Here is a 16,625-nt window from a genome sequence, read left to right on the forward strand (position 1 = left end):
CGTGGACCGTGGTGGGGGCGGGGTGGACGTCCCGGGCCGCTCCGCTGTCGGCTGTGTGCGGTCGACGGTTCCCGGTGGGTCACGCCGTCCGGTCGAGGCCTGCCTGGTCGACGGTATGCAGAAGGGCGGCGCCGGACGACAGCCGCTCGGCCTCCTCGACCACCGTACGGCCCAGGCGCGCCACCTCGTTGCCCTGGGAGCCGGCCAGGTGCGGGGTGACGAACGCGTTGGGCAGGTCGAACAGCGGGGAGTCGGCGGGCAGCGGTTCGGGGTCGGTGACGTCCAGGACGGCACTGAGGCGTCCGGCGCGCAGTTCCTCGATCAGCGCCTCGTGGTCGACGAGGGCGCCGCGCGCGGTGTTGATGAGCACCGAGCCGCCGGGCATCAGGGCCAGTTCGCGGGCGCCGACGAGGTGTCGGGTCTCGGGGGTCTGCGGGGCGTGCAGCGTGACGATGTCGGAGGTGCGCAGCAGCTCGTCCAGCTCCAGCAGCGGCACGCCGAGCCGGGCGGCCTCCGGGGCATCGACGTACGGGTCGGCGAGCGTGACCGTGAGGTCGTACGGGCGGAGCAGTTCGATCAGGCGGCGGCCGATGCGGGAGGCGCCGACGACGCCCACGCGGCGGCCGTGGTTGCCGATGCCGGGGACGATGTCGCCGTAGGGGAAGGTGCGCCGGGTGCGCAGCCGGTCGCGGAAGGCGAAGACGTCCTTGCCGGCGAGCAGGATCATGGCGAGCGTGTACTCGGCCACGGGCAGGGCGTTGGCGGCGGCGGCCGAGGAGACGACGATGCCGCGCCGCCACACCTCGGGGGTGGTGAATCCCTTGACCGAGCCGGCCGCGTGCAGCACGGCGCGCAGCTTGGGTGCCGCGTCCAGGGCGGCCGCGTCCAGGCGGGGGCAGCCCCAGCCGGTGATCAGGACCTCGGTGCGGGCCAGGGCCTCCCGCACCCGCGGCTCGGTGAGGTCGTGGGCGACCACAGCGGGATCGATGTCCACGCACGCGCGCAGACGGGCGAGCAGTTCCGGCGGGAAGACGTGCGGCACGTTCTGGGCCGTCATGGCGAACATTGCCTGAGGACGCTCGGGCAAGGACGTGACCTTCGGCTCGGTGACGCACGGACAGCAACCACTCTCTACGGTAGGTCGCGGCGGATGAGAGGGTCAACGGACACGCACTCTCCGGGAGGGACGGCAGGATGACGGACACGGTGACCAATTGGGCGCGCACCATCACGTACACCGCGAAGGAGCACCAGCGTCCGCGCACCCTCGACGCGCTGCGGACGCTGGTGGCCGGCAGTGCGAAGGTGCGGGTCCTGGGCAGCGGCCACTCCTTCAACGACATCGCCGATCCCGGCCCGGACGGCCTCCTTCTGTCGACCGCCGGCCTGCCCCCGGTGATCGAGGTCGACGCGGCCGCGCGTACGGTCCGGGTGGCGGGCGGCGTCCGTTACGCGGAACTGGCCCGGGCGGTGCACGCGCACGGCCTCGCCCTGCCCAACATGGCCTCCCTGCCGCACATCTCGGTGGCCGGTTCGGTGGCGACCGGCACGCACGGCTCGGGCGTCGGCAACGGGCCGCTGGCGTCGGCCGTCCGGGAGGTGGAGCTGGTCGTCGCGGACGGTTCGACGGTGACGATCGCCCGGGACGACGCGCGTTTCGACGGTGCGGTGACCTCACTGGGCGCGCTGGGCGTCGTCACCGCGCTCACCCTCGACCTCGAGCCCGCCTACGAGGTGGAGCAGCATGTGTTCACCGAACTGCCGCTGAACGGCCTCGATTTCGGCGCCGTCGCGGCGGCCGGCTACAGCGTCAGCCTGTTCACGGACTGGCGGCGGCCGGGGTTCCGGCAGGTGTGGGTCAAGCGGCGCACCGACCGGCCGGCGGTGGACTTCCCGTGGGCGGCGCCGGCGACGGAGCCGGTGCATCCGGTGCCGGGCATGCCCGCGGTCAACTGCACCGAACAGCTGGGGGTGCCGGGGCCGTGGCATGAGCGGCTGCCGCATTTCCGGGCGGAGTTCACGCCGAGCAGCGGGGAGGAGATCCAGTCGGAGTACCTGCTGCCGCGCTCCGCGGCCGTCGCCGCGCTGGCCGCGATCGACGGCATCCGGCAGCCGGTCGCCGCCGTCCTGCAGACCTGCGAGGTGCGTACCGTCGCCGCCGACGCGCAGTGGCTCAGCCCGGCCCATGGACGTGACTCGGTCGCGCTGCACTTCACCTGGGTGCGGGACGAGGCGGCGGTCCTGCCGGTGGTGCGCCGGCTCGAGGAGGCGCTGGACCCCTTCGACCCGCGTCCGCACTGGGGGAAGGTCTACGAGATCCCGTCGACGGCGGTGCGCCGGCGGTACACCCGCCTCGCGGACTTCCGGTCCCTGGCCCGCTCCCTGGACCCGGCCGGCACGTTCACCAACGCCTTCGTGCGGGACCTCCTCGACGGCTGACGCCCGCCCGTCCGCCGCGGACTTCATTCAGCCCCTTTCCTAACCCCTTGTCGGAAGTCCTCCCAGCCCGTAGCCTGACGCCCGCGCCGGTGCCGAGCTCGCCCCGGCCCGGAGGGGAGGGGCAGCCGCGTGAAGCGCACGTCACGTGACATCCGCACCGCGAACCGCTACGAGGTGCTGCGCCAGATCATCGCCGAGTCCCCCACCTCCCGTCAGGAGCTGGCGGCCGCCACCGGGCTGAGCCTGGCCACGGTCGCCACGCTCGTCGGCGAGCTGCTGGACCTCCGCATGATCACCGAGGTCGGCTTCGAGGACTCCGCCGGGGGCAGACCCCGGGGCCTGGTCGCCGTCAACGCGTCGGGGGGCGCGTTGATCGGTGTCGACATCGCGGAGACGTACGTCCACGTCGAGCTGTTCGACCTGGCGCTGAACGTGCTGGCCCGCGCCGACGCGGACATGCGGCCCGGCGAGAGCCGCCCGGAGCAGGTGGTCGGCCAGGTCGCCGCGGCCGTCGGCTCGGTGGTCGCCCAGGCGGGGGTCGAGGCGGCCCGGGTGCTCGGTGTCGGCGTGAGCGTGCCGGGCCAGGTGGACCGGGACACCGGGGTCGCCGAGTACGCGCCCAACTGGGACTGGCACGACGTTCCGTTGCTCGACCTGCTCGCCGAACACATCGCCTACCCGCTGTACCTGGACAATCCGCTGCGCGCCTGCACGGTGGCCGAGTTGTGGTTCGGGGCCGCGCGGGGCCGCGGGGACGCCGTGGTCGTCAACCTCGGCACCGGGGTCGGCGCCGGGCTGGCCCTCGGCGGCGGACTGCACCGGGGTGTGAGCAACAGCGCCGGCGAGTGGGGGCACACCACGCTCGTGCTGGACGGGCGGCTGTGCCACTGCGGCAACCACGGCTGCGTGGAGACGTACGTCGGCGCGCCCGGCATCATGCAGAACCTGCGCGAACTGAGCCCGGAGTCGCCCCTGTTGCACCCCGAGGACCAGACGGCCACCATCGACGCGCTGGCCCGCGCAGTGGCCGCGGGCGATCCGGTCGCGGTCAAGGTCGTCCGGGACACCGCCCGTTACCTCGGCGCCGGTGTCTCCGACCTGATCAATCTCCTCAACCCCGAAGTGGTCGTCCTCAGCAGCTGGGTCGCCTCCCGGCTGGGCGAGCCGCTGCTCGACGAGGTCCGGCGGGCCGTCGCCCGGCACGCCCTGCGCCGGCCGCTGGCCGCCACCGAGATCGTCCTCTCCCCGATCCCCACCGACCCGGTGTCCCTGGGCGCGGCCACGTTCGTGCTGGAGGGGGCGCTGCAGTCCGTCGGGCAGAGGCCGGGATCCACCAAGCGCACGATCCCCGCAAGGAGCCGTACCGCACCGCCTTCATGACGACGGAAGGGATGCACGTGTCTCACTCCCGCACCAGGAGATCCGTCCTGCTGACAGTCGCGGCCGCACTGGCTGTCACCGGACCGCTGCTCACCTCCCCGGCCGCGAGCGCCGCCGAGACCACGCCGGCCGAGGTCTCCCCGCACGCCGCCCAGACCATCGACGACATCGGCGCGTCGGGGGCCTGGTGGGTCAACGACCTGAAGAACTTCGACCCCGAGGTCCAGGCCCGGGTCGCGGAGCTGCTCTTCTCCCCGCAGGGCCTGGAGCTGAGCGCGTACCGCTACAACATCGGCGCGGGCGGCACCGGCGTGACCTACGCGCCGCGCGCCCCCGAGGACTTCCTGAACGCCGACGGCGGTTACGACTGGAGCAGGGACAAGGCGGGCCGGTACTTCCTCCACGCCGCCGCCGCGTACGGGGTGCGGGACCTGATCGGCTTCGTCAACAGCGCGCCGGCCCGGTGGAAGACCAACGGCAAGAGCTGCGGCGGCTATCTGAAGGCGGACAACGAGCAGGACTTCGCCAGGTACGTGGCCGACGTCACCGACCACTTCGCCCGGCAGGGCGTGCGGTTCGACTACATCAGCCCGTTCAACGAGCCGACGAACAGCTTCGACTCCTGCGGCCAGGAGGGCATGCTCGTCGACCCCTCCCAGCGCGACGACATCGTCCGGGCGCTCGGTGCCGAGCAGCGGGCCCGGCACCAGAGGACGACGATCATCGCCGACGAGTCGACCAGCACCGTGAAGTTCGCCGAAGAGGTCCCCCGGTGGATCTCGCAGCCGGACACGGCCCAGTACGTCGCCAAGCTCGCCCACCACACGTACGACAATCCCGGCGACGCCGACCGGGCGAAGGTCTACGAGACGTCCAGGGCGGCCGGCAAGCAGTCCTGGTCGACGGAGATCTGCTGCTTCGGCCAGGGCGGCACCGGCTGGGCGCAGGAGTACGACCCCACGATCGACGGCGGCCTGAACCTGTCCCGGATCATCTACAAGGACTTCGCGACCGCCCACGACTCGGCGTTCCAGTGGTGGGTGGCGCTGTCGGAGATGATCGGCAGCGATCCGAACGCCCGCAACGACGACGGCTGGAACGACGGCCTGATCTACTACGACCCGAACTACGCCACCGACGGCAACCAGACGCTGTACTTCACCAAGCGCTACTACGCGCTGGGCCAGTACAGCAAGTTCGTCAGGCCCGGCGCGGTCGCCCACAACGTGACCGGGGCGCCGGCCGGCGTGGAGGTGTCGGCGTACGACCGGGGCGGCGAGTGGGTGGTCGTGGTGAACAACCACAACACCACGGACACCGCGCTGAACCTGCACTTCAACAGCGAGACCCCGGTGCGGGCGACGCGGGCGGTGCGGACCTCCGCCGACGAGAACTGGGCCAGGGTCGCGAAGCCGTCGGTCAGCGGTGGCACGCTCGCCGCGACCCTCGCCGCCCGCTCCATCACGACGTACGTCGTCGACCGCAAAGGGCACGGCGGTTCGACTCTGACCGGCGCCCTGGTGGGTGAGCAGTCGGGCAAGTGCCTGACCGCCGACGTCTCGGGCGCGACGATCGCCGGTTGCACGGGGACGGCCGGGCAGTCGTGGTCGTACGACGCGCAGGGCAGGCTGAAGGGTGCCCACGGCTATCTGACGGCGAGCGGTTCCGCCCTGACGGCGGCAGCCGCGACCGGTGACGGCACCCAGCGCTGGCTGCTGAACTCCAACGGGCAGATCGTCGACGAGGCGTCGGGCCGGTGCCTGGACGTCAGCGGACGGGCGACGGCCGACGGCAGCAAGGTGATCCTCTACAGCTGCAACGGCGGCCCCAACGAGGCCTGGTCCCTGCGGTAGACGCACCTCCCTGCGGCCCAGCCGGTGCCGGAGGAACAGGAACACGAACCGCATGGGGTCGAAAGGGGATGCGGTGCTGGACGCTCCCCTTCGGCTGATGCTTCAGCAAGGGGTTGGACGAAGTCCGGTCGAGGTGCGGGGGATCGCACAGACCGGCATCAAGGGCTGAGTTAGGAGACCGATGTCCTTCCGCACCACCACGGAGTACGTCGAGGACGTCTCGCCCGGCAACGGGGCACTGCCGCCCCGCGCCTGGTACGCGTCATCGGACGCCAAGTCCCTGTCCCTGAACGGCAACTGGCGCTTCAGACTGTCGGACACGGCCGACGCCCAGGACGACTCCTTCGCGCAGGAGGGGTACGAAGCGAGTGACTGGGCGGAGATCGCGGTCCCCGGCCACTGGGTCCTCCAGGGGCACGGCTCCCCCGTCTACACCAACCACCTCTACCCGTTCCCGGTCGACCCGCCGCGCGTCCCGACCGAGAACCCGACCGGCGACCACCTGCACGTCTTCGACCTGCCCGAGGACTGGCCGGACCTGTCCGGCGGCGGCGCCGTGCTGCGCTTCGACGGGGTGGAGTCCTGCGCCCGGATCTGGCTGAACGGCACCGACCTCGGTGATTTCAAGGGCTCACGACTGCCGCACGAGTTCGCGGTCGGCCATCTGCTGAAGACCACGGGCAATGTGCTGGCGGTCCGTGTGCACCAGTGGTCGGCCGGCTCCTACCTGGAGGACCAGGACCAGTGGTGGCTGCCGGGCATCTTCCGTGACGTCACCCTGCTGCACCGCCCGGCCGGCAGCGCCCTGGACTTCTTCGTGCACGCCTCCTACGACCACCGCGACGGCAGCGGCACCCTGCGCGTCGACTCCGACGTCGACGGCCGGGTCACCGTCCCGGACCTCGGCATCGACGTGGCCACCGGCGAGCCGGTGACGGTGCCGGTCGAGCCGTGGTCGGCGGAGACACCGAGGCTGTACGACGGCGTGCTGGCCACCGAGGGCGAGCGCATCCCGCTGCGCATCGGCTTCCGTACGGTGGAACTGTCGGACGGCCTGATCAAGGTCAACGGCACGGCGGTCCTGTTCAAGGGCGTCAACCGGCACGAGTGGCACCCGGAGCGGGGCCGTGCGCTGGACCTCGAGACCATGCGCGAGGACGTGCTGCTGATGAAGCGGCACAACATCAACGCCGTCCGCACCTCCCACTACCCGCCGCACCCGGCCTTCCTCGACCTGTGTGACGAGTACGGCCTCTGGGTGATCGACGAGTGCGACCTGGAGACGCACGGCTTCACCGAGCAGGGCTGGCGGGACAACCCCGTCGACGACGACCGCTGGACCCCGGCCCTGCTCGACCGTGCGGCCCGCATGGTCGAGCGGGACAAGAACCATCCCTCGGTCGTCATCTGGTCCCTCGGCAACGAGGCGGGCACCGGCCGTGGCCTGACCGCCATGGCCGACTGGATCCACGGCCGCGACGCCTCCCGGCTGGTCCACTACGAGGGTGACCTCACCTGCCGGGACACCGACGTCTACTCGCGGATGTACGCCGCTCACGCCGAGGTCGAGCGGATCGGCCGGGGCCTGGACGGCGGGACGCACAAGCGCCGTGAACTCCCCTTCATCCTTTGCGAGTACGGGCACGCCATGGGCAACGGCCCCGGTGGCCTCGCCGACTACCAGCGGCTGTTCGAGGCGCACGACCGGCTGCAGGGCGGCTTCGTCTGGGAGTGGATCGACCACGGCATCGCCCATCCGGAACTGGGCTACGCCTACGGCGGCGACTTCGGCGAGGAACTGCACGACGGCAACTTCGTCTGCGACGGCCTGCTCTTCCCGGACCGGCAGCCCTCCCCCGGCCTCGTCGAGTACAAGAAGGTGATCGAGCCGGTCGCCCTCACCGGTGACGGCACGGACGGCACGGTCCGGGTCACCAGCAAGTACGACTTCACCGACCTGTCGGCGCTGGCGTTCTCGTGGTCGTACCAGGTCGACGGGGAGACGCTGGAGTCCGGCGCCCTGTCGGTGCCCGCGCTGGCACCCGGCGAGTCGGCCGACGTCAAGCTGCCCGAACCGCCGCCCGGCGGGCCGGCCGGGGAGGCCCGCTGGACGGTCCGGGCGGTGCTCGCGGCCGACACCCCGTGGGCGCCCAGGGACCACGTCGTGGCCTGGGGCCAGGATCCCGGTGTCGGCACCCCGGGTGCCGTACGTCGCCGCGACCGCCCGGCCCGTGCCCGGCGACGGGGTGATCACGCTGGGCCCCGGCACCTTCGACGCCCGCACCGGCGCCCTGAAGGCGGTCGGTGACGTGCCCGTCTCCGGTCTGCGTCTGGACGTGTGGCGGGCCACCACCGACAACGACGACGGCGCCGCCTGGCAGACCGACGTGCGCTACGGCCTGTTGTGGCGCACGATCGGCCTGCACCGCATGCGGCACCGCCTGGACGCGGTGGAGGCCGGCGAGGACGCGTTGACGGTCCGCACCCGGGTGGCGCCCGCCGCCCGGGAGGTGGGGCTGGCGACGGTGTACCGCTGGACGTCGGACGGAGAGCGTCTGCGGCTGACCGTCTCCGTCGGCCCGCAGGGCGACTGGAAGGTGCCGCTGCCGCGGCTCGGCATTCGCTTCGGGTTGTCCGCGGCCGACCGTGTGCAGTGGTTCGGCGGCGGCCCGGGCGAGGCGTATCCGGACACCAGGACGGCATCCGCGATCGGCCGTTGGCAGTCGACCGTGGACCGTCTGCAGACCCCCTATGTCCGGCCCCAGGAGAACGGCGCCCGCATCGACGTCCGCTGGGCGGAGCTGGGCGGCCTGCGCATCGAGGGAGACCCCGCGTTCTTCCTCACCGCCCGCCGCTGGACCACCGAGCAACTGGACGCCGCCGCTCACCGCACCGACCTGGTGCCCGGCGACACGGTCTGGGTCAACCTCGACCACGGCCAGCACGGCATCGGCTCCCAGTCCTGCGGCCCCGGCCCGCTGCCCCGCTACCACCTGCGGGCGGAGCCGGCCGAGTTCTCCTTCGTCTTCTCCACCACCGCTTCCCCGGAGACAAGGTGACCGACACGGTCCTGACGCCTCCCGCGGCCGGCCGGCTCTTCTCCCGGCCGGCCGCGGTCGCGTCCTGTGTGGGTTCGAACACCCATGACAGCGATACGCACGAGCTTTTCCTGAGAGACCTAGCTGCTAGCCTAGGAGTCCTAGGAAAGGTTCCGGAAGGACGTTCCCATGGCCCGAGCCGGCCTGAGCGCCGACCGTGTCGTCGCGGCAGCGGCCGAACTCGCCGACGAGGTGGGCTTCGAGCACGTCACGCTGTCCGCGCTGGCCCGCCGCTTCGGGGTGAAGGACGCGAGCCTGTACTCGCACGTCCGGGGTCTGGAGGACCTGCGCACCCGGCTCGCGCTGTACGCCGGCGGCGAGCTGATCGACCGGATCGCGGTCGCCGTGGCCGGCCGCGCGGGCAAGGAGGCGCTGGCCGCCTTCGCCGGTGCCTACCGCGCCTACGCCCTGGAGCACCCCGGACGGTACGCGGCCACGCAGATCCGCATGGACCAGTCCCTGATCGCCGGCACCCCGGCCCTGCGCCGCACCGCCGAGATCACCTACGGCATGCTGCGCGGCTACGGCCTCGACGAACCCGACCTCACGGACGCCGTACGCCTGCTGCGCAGCACCTTCCACGGCTACTGCGCACTGGAGTCCACCGGTGGTTTCGGCGCGGACCGGGACGTCCAGGCGTCCTGGGACAAGGCCGTCGACGCCCTTCACCTGGCCCTCGAGCACTGGCCGCGTGAGACCGGAAGAGGACGCGAGACCGAAAGCGGACGCAAGAGCGATGACTGATCCACTCCCGTACGCCTACGACGTCACGGGCAGCGGGCCCGTACTGCTGCTCGTGCCGGGCGGCGCCGGGCACCCGATGGGGCTCGGCCCGCTGACCGAACGGCTGGCCGCGCGCTTCACCGTGGTGACGTACGACCCGCTCGGGCTCGCCCACGGCCGCCTGGGCCTGCCGGTTCACGACCAGCGGGTGGCGGACTGGAGCGAGGGCGCGCACCGGGTGCTGGAGACGGTAGTGCCCACAGGCGAGTCCGCGTACGTGTTCGGGACCAGCTCCGGCGGTATCGCGGTCCTGGACCTGCTGGCCCGGCACCCGCGGCGGCTGGCGCACGTGGTCGCGCACGAACCGCCGTGCGTGACGCTGCTGCCGGACGGCGAGGAGCGGCGGGCGGAGCTGATCGGGCAGCTGGACGGTCCCGGACAGCCGCCCGCCGAGGGCGGATCGGCGACGGCGATGGGTGTCTTCCTGGCCCGCGTGCTGCGTCCCTTCACCGCCCACGCGCCCGCCTTCACCGCTCCCTCCGGCCGGCTCACGCTCGCCGCCGGCACCGACTCGCGCGGCCAACTCCTGTACCGCACCGCGGAGTTCCTGGCCGAGCGGCTGGGCGGCACGTTCGCCGAGTTCCCGGGCGGGCATCTCGGCACGCTGGATCACCCGCTGGAGTTCGCCGACCTGCTCGCCGACACGCTCCTCTCCAGCGCGCGGACCTCGGCGTAGGAGGGGGTCGTACCGGCCGGGGCGCGTCCGGCGGCGATGTCGGCCACCGCGTCCAGCGCCGCGCCGAGCGCCCGCCGGTAGAGCAGGGAGCCGAGGCTCACCCGGCGGACACCGAGGTCGGCGAGGTGGGGGACGGCGGGTCCGGCGGGCGCGTAGAGGACGTTGAGGGGGACACCGAGGTACCGGACCAGGGACGCGATCCGCCGCGGATCACTCAGACCCGGCACGAACACCCCGTCGGCACCGGCCTCCTGATACGCGTCGAGCCGCCGCAGGGTGTCCCGCTCGTCACCGTCGCCCGACCAGTACGTGTCGGTGCGGGCATTGACGAACAGGCCGGGTACCGCCGCCTTCACGGCGGTGATCTTCGCCGCGTGCCGGCCGCTCGGCCCGAGACCGTCCTCCAGATTGATGCCGACCACGCCGACGGCCCACAACTCGACGGCCAGCTCGGCCACTTCGTCCGGATCGTCACTGAAGCCGTCCTCGGCGTCGACCGACAGGAGGTACGGCTCCGAGCCCAGGGTCAGGGCGAGCGCCAGGGTGTGCTCACGGGTCGCCGCCGCCCCGTCGGGCAGGCCGACGGCCGCCGCCACGGCGAGGCTGGTCGTGGCGATCGCGCGGAAGCCCCGGGCGGCGAGAGCGGCGGCCGAGGCGTGGTCCCAGGCGTTGGGCAGCAGCAGCGGCTCGCCCGGACGGTGATGGAGGCCGGCGAAGGACGCCGGGGTGCGCTCTGCGGTCATACGGCCACGCTAGACGGCGAACGTTTCGGCGCCGACCGAAAGACGGGCCGCTCGCCGATGCGCAAGCAAGCGGTGGCATCTCGACCTGCCGACCGCGCGGTGGGCCGGTGAGCGACGGACGTTACGGCCCTCCGACGGGCCCACGCGCCCGTCGGTCCGTCCTGCGCCACCGGGCTCACAGGTGCGTCACCGTCCATGCCGGTCGCGAGGGCCGCCCGTCCGACGGTGTGAACCGGAACGCGGTCGCCGTGCCGGAGGCCCAGCGGACGCTCACCTCATGGCCCTCCCGCACCTGGACGGACACCAGGTCCGGCAGGGGCGCCGGGTCGGGCTCGCCGGTGAGCCGCGCGAGCGCCACGAACAGCGTGGCCTCACCGTTACCGGTCTCTCCGGCCAGCTCGTCCGACAGGCCGCGAACCGGGAGGAGGTCGGCCCTGACGCCCTCCCGTGCCGCCCATCCCGTGATCCGCACCGGTGTTCCGGGGGCGGCCCCCGCCACCAGATGGGCCCGCACCTCCGCCGCCCCCTCGGCGAGCACGACGCTGGTCACGGTGACCCCGTCGCGCACCGTGTGCCGGGAGGCGATCCACCCCTCACCCGTGCCGAGCGGCTCGATCCCGGTACGGCTCGGATCCCCGTCGACGATCACACTGTTGTCGTACGACGGCGCCGGCACGGTCGCGGTCGAATAGGCGAGCCGGGTGTAGTAGGGGTCGTAACGGGTGTCCTCGCTGCCGTGGTTGTGCAGCCGGACCAGGCCGTCCGAACGGGTCGACTGCACCAGCCAGTTGGGGGCGGGCAGGGACCGCACCTCGTCGGCGCGCTCGACCGGGCCCGGCTCCTCCGGTGCCGTCCACACCTCGTGGTCCGGCGGCAGCAGCAGGCCGAGGAAACCCTTGCTCGCCCAGTACGGGGAGGCCGGGCCCGAGTAGTCCTGCACGAGCGACTCGTCGGGGCCGAGCCAGCCGAGCGGCAGCAGGCCCCGCTCGTCGACCGCGCCGCCGTCGAGGAAGTACCGCAGCGCGCCGGAGGCCAGGCGCCGTGTCACGCCCGGCGGCAGTGGGGTGTGCCCGGTCAGCGCGCCGAGCCAGAGCGGGGCCGTCGTCGCGAAGCGGTAGGTCAGGGAACGGCCCTGGTGCAGGGGGGCGCCGTCGCCGCCGAACAGGTGGGCGTAGTCCTCCAGGTGCCGTGACAACCGGCGTCCGTACAGCGAGAGCAGTTCGCCGTCGTCGGCCAGCCATGCGTGCAGGACGGTGTACAGGTGCATGGCCCAGCCGTTGTAGTAGTCGAACTTGCGGCCGTCGCCGTCGGTGTACCAGCCGTCGCCGAGGTACCAGCCCTCGATCCGTTCCAGGCCCCGGTCGATCGCCTTGCGCGCCGCCTCGGTCCGGTGGCCGGTCTCCTGGAGGAAGCCGCCTACGGTGACCGGGAACAACTCCCAGTTGCACGGCCACGCCTCGGCGGTGAGCGCGTCCGCCAGCCAGTCGGCCGTCCGTTCGCGCACGGAGTCGTCCAGGCGGTCCCACAGCAGCGGCCGGGTCAGCCGCAGGGCGAGCGCGATCGAGGCCGCCTCGACGAGCGGCTGGCTGCGGTCCACGACGGCCGGCCAGACCCCGCCGGGGCCGGCCGCGAGACCTTCGGCGTACCGGCCGAGCGTGGTCTCGTCCCCGCGGAAGGCGGCCAGCAGCAGTGTGCGGGCGTATCCCTCCAGGCCGTCGGAGAGGTGCCCGGCACGGCTCACATGGTCGCCGGGGAGGTGGTAGAGGGCGCGGTCGGGGGTGGCGTACGGCGCCACGGCGGCGAGCAGGGCGTCCGCGGCGGCCTCCCAGTGGGCGCGGGTGTAGCCGGTGCACGGGCTCGACTCGCGGTCCTCGGCGGGCAGTTCGATCACGGTGGTGGCGTTCCTTCCTGGCGGGACCTGGGGCGCCCCGGTTCCGGTCGGGACACCCCAGGGGTTCATCCCACCCGGACCTTGCCCTCGCGCACCAGATGCCGGGCGAGCAGTTCGTCGCGGACCGGGCCCGCGTGGACGGTGGCGCCGTGCACGGAGGTGTGCCTGTTGTCGCGTTTCCCGTAGGAGAGGTGGAGCGCCTTGGAGCCCTCGACGCCGAGCCGCTCCCCCGGTGCCTCGGCTTCGCCGTGAGGTCGATGAGCCGTGACCAGGACCGGCTCGCCGCCCTTCTCCCGCACACCCGCCACGAGCGTCTCCAGGTCCGCCCGGTACGTCGCCTCGTCGGTGCTCCTCTCCGGTCCGCTCGCCGGCTCGGCGTCCGCCGCGGGCCTCGGCTGGAGCGACGACGGCTCCCCTACGCCGTCGACACCGACGCGAGCCTCGTCTTCACGGACGCCGTCTGCCGTTCCGGACGCCGAAAAGGCACGGGCGGGCCTTGGGGGTCAACGGGTCCGAGGGGACGGGACAAGCGTCTCCAACGGGCGGTGACCGGGTCTGCTCATGAGGTGGACGCACGCCGCCCGTCGTCCGCGCGCTCGACTAGCGTCGGGGACATGACCAGCTACGCCTCCCCCAGCCTCGCCGAAGCCCTCGCCGCCGGAACGGTCGTGCTCGACGGCGGCATGTCCAACCAGCTCGAGTCGGCCGGTCACGACCTGAGCGACGAGCTGTGGTCGGCGCGGTTGCTCGCCGAGCGGCCCGAGGCGGTCACCGAGGCGCACCTCGCCTACTTCACGGCGGGCGCGGACGTGGCGATCACCGCCAGCTACCAGGCCACCTTCGAAGGCTTCGGCAGGCGCGGACTCGGCCACGAGGACGCTGCGCGGCTGCTGGCGTCGAGTGTGGATCTGGCCCGTGCGGCGGCCCGGCAGGCGCGGGACGCCGGGGCCGGGCGACCGCTGTGGGTGGCGGCGTCGGCCGGTCCGTACGGGGCGATGCTCGCGGACGGGTCCGAGTACCGGGGGCGGTACGGGCTGAGCGTCGGGGAGCTGGAGCGGTTCCACCGGCCGCGGCTGGAGGTGCTGGCCGCCGCCGGCCCCGATGTGCTGGCTCTGGAGACCGTGCCGGATGCCGATGAGGCGGCCGCGCTGTTGCGGGCCGTGCGGGGGCTGGCGGTGCCGGCCTGGCTCTCGTACACGATCGACGGGCGGTCCACGCGCGCCGGTCAGCCGCTGGAGGAAGCCTTCGCGCTCGCCGCCGAAGCCGACGAGGTCATCGCGGTGGGCGTGAACTGCTGCGCCCCCGAGGACGTGGAACACGCCGTCGCGACCGCGGCCCGGATCACCGGAAAGCCGGTGGTCGCCTACCCCAACAGCGGTGAGGCCTGGGACGCGGGAGCCCGGACCTGGACGGGGCGCACCACGTTCGGCGCCGAGCAGGTGAAGGCCTGGCGGGACGCGGGAGCACGGCTGATCGGAGGGTGCTGCCGGGTGGGGCCGGAGGCGATCGCGTCGCTCGCGCGTGCGCTGGCGGACTGACCCCGTCGCCCGGCGTCCGCACCACCCCGCCCGCGCTCAAACAGGCTGCGGTGGAGGCGAGTTGCCCCGGGCCCCTGCTCTTCACGCGGCCCTCCGGTGACCTGCCCGTCCACCGACACCGCCGGCCGCTCGAGCCTCCCCGCCGGGCGGCCGGTCCGTACGGTGCCCGCCCGTGCGGCCTGGCACCGCACTCCCCCTGTCCCCTTCCGGACGTACCGGGGACGTGTCGCTGCCGCATCGGGACCGCGGGCGGTGGCCGGGCGACCGCGGGCGGGCGGCGGTGATCAGCGGCGCCGGACCCCGACCGACCACCGCAGGCGCCGGACCGCCCCCGCGAGTTCGGCTCCGGGGGCGCGGATGTCGCCGGCGGTCGCCGGTTCCGGGACCGCGGCGGCGGGGGCCGACCAGAGGGCCATCTGCGCGTCCCGCGGACCGTAGGCGACATGCGGCACGCCGTCGCCGAAGATCCGCACGGGGTGCGAGGCGTCCCAGGCCTGCCAGCCGGGGTTCCCGGTCGCCGCGAACCGCACCCAGGCCCCGTGCATCGCGTCGCCCAGCTCCTGCGGGGCACCCTCGCCGGCCAGCTTCTTCGACTCGGGCACGTCGCCGCTGTCGAACACGAATCCCAGGTCCAGGGCGTGACAGGCGCCGAGGCCGGGAAGGGCGGAGGGCCAGGCGAACTCGTAGAGGTAGGACGTGCCGGGCCGGGCGTCGGCGAGGCGGCGCAGCGGGACGCGCAGCAGGTGGTCGGTGACCATCTGGCCGACGATCTCGGCGGCGCCGGCGTCGGGGTGGAGGGCACGGTAGCCGCGCGGTACGTCATGGCCGGCGTGGCAGCGGGCCATCGCCCCGGCGAGGGCGACGGGACCGAGCCGGTCGATGCGCTCGAGCAGTCCGCCGGGCACCAGCCACAGCCGGTATTCGTCCCGGGTCCAGCCCATGAGCAGGTCGACGCCCGGCGCGGCGTCGCCGTCGAGGAGCGCCTCGAGCGGGTCGCGGGGTACCAGGTCGCCGTCGACGACGATGCCGAACGCGGGCCCGCCCAGCACGGGGCTGCTGAGCCGGCCGGCCTCGGCCTGGGTGCGCAGCAGCAGGTCGCGGTCGACGGCGGCGAAGGCCTCGGCGGTGGCGGGGATCTTCAGCCGGGTCGCCATGCGGCGGACCACACGGCGGACCTTGTCACGTTCCGCGGCCTCCGGTGGGCCGCTCTGCAGGACCGCCCGCCGGATCAGGCCCCGGGTCTGGGGTGCGGCGAGCAGGGCGCCGGCGCTGATCGCGCCGGCCGACTGGCCGCACAGGGTGATCCGCTCCGGGTCGCCGCCGAAGGCGCCGATCGCCTCGTGGACCCAGCGCAGTGCGGCGAGCTGGTCGCGCAGGCCGGGGTTGGGGGGCGCGTCCGGGAACAGTCCGTAGCCTTCCACCCCCAGCCGGTAGTTGACCGAGACGAAGACGACGCCGTCCCGGGCGAAGGTCCTGCCGTCGTACACGGGCACGGCCGAGGATCCCCTGGTCAGCGCGCCGCCGTGCAGCCAGACCAGGACGGAGAGCCTGGTACCGGGGCCCGGCTCAGGAGTCCATACGTTGAGGTTGAGGCAGTCGTCGCCGGGGATCTCGGGGTCGGACAGGTACTGGGCGAACGCCTCGGAGTACGGCGGTTTCGGCGCCGTCGGCCCGAACGCGACCGCGTCGCGCACGCCGTCCCAGGGCTCGGGCGGCTCGGGCGGCCGGAACCGCCGGGGGCCGAAGGGCGGGGCGGCGTACGGGATGCCCCGGAACACCGCGATGCCCTGCTCGTACCGGCCGCGTACGGCCCCGTGGGGCGTTCTGACCACGGGGCCCGTCGGGTCTGCCGTCATCGCCCACCAGCCCTTCGCCGCGCTCATGCACCGCTCGTATCAGAGCACCACATCACCCGCATGTATTCCCGTGCACGGACCCGGTGCTGGGCCGTTCGGCGTACATGAGGGTGCCGAAACCCCAGGCGATCGCGTGTCCGGGCCGCTGCGCGCAGTTCTTGCGGCCGTCGCGCCGACGGTGCCCGGTGCCGGACCTGAAGGACGTTGAAGAAGGTGACGGCCCGGTCGTACGGGGCGGCGTCGGCGGGAAGGCGTGCACGCCGACGAGGTCCGACTCCGCGTGCCTCGGCAGAGTTCGGCGGCGTCTGGGCAGGCCCCGTTCTGTCCCCTGCTCGGGCTTTCGAAAGCGTTGACCCCGGCATCCCGGG

Annotated in this window: 10 protein-coding genes and 2 pseudogenes; 7 read left to right on the top strand and 5 right to left on the bottom strand. The window is 73.2% G+C overall.

The window, feature by feature from the left end:
* Positions 1 to 79 precede the first annotated feature (79 nt).
* Complete coding sequence (locus ACGFRF_RS06530) at positions 80 to 1,087, bottom strand: hydroxyacid dehydrogenase (protein ID WP_393737475.1); 1,008 nt, start codon at positions 1,085 to 1,087, stop codon at positions 80 to 82.
* Positions 1,088 to 1,194: 107 nt separating this feature from the next.
* On the opposite strand from ACGFRF_RS06530, the gene ACGFRF_RS06535 reads away from it, so the two are divergent.
* From ACGFRF_RS06535 to ACGFRF_RS06560, 6 genes and pseudogenes are all read left to right on the top strand, one after another.
* On the top strand, positions 1,195 to 2,439 hold the full coding sequence (locus ACGFRF_RS06535) for an FAD-binding protein (protein WP_393737476.1): 1,245 nt from the start codon (positions 1,195 to 1,197) through the stop codon (positions 2,437 to 2,439).
* A 129-nt stretch (positions 2,440 to 2,568) separates the two neighbouring features.
* A complete protein-coding gene (locus ACGFRF_RS06540) occupies positions 2,569 to 3,819 on the top strand; it encodes an ROK family transcriptional regulator (protein WP_393737477.1) in 1,251 nt (416 codons plus the stop codon).
* An 11-nt stretch (positions 3,820 to 3,830) separates the two neighbouring features.
* Positions 3,831 to 5,672 (top strand): glycoside hydrolase, encoded by a 1,842-nt coding sequence (locus tag ACGFRF_RS06545; protein ID WP_393737478.1) that lies wholly within the window; start codon positions 3,831 to 3,833, stop codon positions 5,670 to 5,672.
* A 181-nt stretch (positions 5,673 to 5,853) separates the two neighbouring features.
* A pseudogene (locus tag ACGFRF_RS06550) lies at positions 5,854 to 8,731 on the top strand (glycoside hydrolase family 2 TIM barrel-domain containing protein).
* A 168-nt stretch (positions 8,732 to 8,899) separates the two neighbouring features.
* Positions 8,900 to 9,514, top strand: a complete 615-nt coding sequence (locus tag ACGFRF_RS06555; protein ID WP_393737479.1) for a TetR/AcrR family transcriptional regulator — start codon at positions 8,900 to 8,902, stop codon at positions 9,512 to 9,514.
* Entirely contained in the window at positions 9,507 to 10,229 is a 723-nt protein-coding gene (locus ACGFRF_RS06560; RefSeq protein WP_393737480.1) for an alpha/beta fold hydrolase, read from the top strand. The genes ACGFRF_RS06555 and ACGFRF_RS06560 overlap by 8 nt, the downstream gene beginning before the upstream one ends.
* Here ACGFRF_RS06560 and ACGFRF_RS06565 read toward each other — a convergent pair.
* The 3 genes and pseudogenes from ACGFRF_RS06565 to ACGFRF_RS06575 all read right to left on the bottom strand — a co-directional run.
* The gene (locus tag ACGFRF_RS06565) at positions 10,163 to 10,972 is read right to left on the bottom strand and encodes an isocitrate lyase/phosphoenolpyruvate mutase family protein (protein ID WP_393737481.1); all 810 of its coding nucleotides are present in this window, start codon (positions 10,970 to 10,972) and stop codon (positions 10,163 to 10,165) included. The two genes, ACGFRF_RS06560 and ACGFRF_RS06565, sit on opposite strands and share 67 nt — an antisense overlap.
* A gap of 175 nt (positions 10,973 to 11,147) precedes the next feature.
* Positions 11,148 to 12,860, bottom strand: coding sequence for a DUF2264 domain-containing protein (locus ACGFRF_RS06570; protein WP_393737685.1), 1,713 nt, complete (start codon positions 12,858 to 12,860; stop codon positions 11,148 to 11,150).
* 68 nt (positions 12,861 to 12,928) lie between these two features.
* Positions 12,929 to 13,219 (bottom strand): annotated as a pseudogene (locus ACGFRF_RS06575) (carbohydrate esterase); the annotation flags it as partial.
* Between the two features lie 258 nt (positions 13,220 to 13,477).
* Between ACGFRF_RS06575 and mmuM the strand changes: the two are divergent.
* Positions 13,478 to 14,401, top strand: coding sequence for a homocysteine S-methyltransferase (mmuM, locus tag ACGFRF_RS06580; protein WP_393737482.1), 924 nt, complete (start codon positions 13,478 to 13,480; stop codon positions 14,399 to 14,401).
* 284 nt (positions 14,402 to 14,685) lie between these two features.
* Here mmuM and ACGFRF_RS06585 read toward each other — a convergent pair whose 3' ends face one another.
* On the bottom strand, positions 14,686 to 16,257 hold the full coding sequence (locus ACGFRF_RS06585; RefSeq protein ID WP_393737686.1) for a carboxylesterase/lipase family protein: 1,572 nt from the start codon (positions 16,255 to 16,257) through the stop codon (positions 14,686 to 14,688).
* Between the last annotated feature and the right edge of the window lie 368 nt (positions 16,258 to 16,625).

Origin of the sequence: Streptomyces sp. NPDC048521 (assembly GCF_043199855.1) — a bacterium.
Classification (GTDB): domain Bacteria; phylum Actinomycetota; class Actinomycetes; order Streptomycetales; family Streptomycetaceae; genus Streptomyces.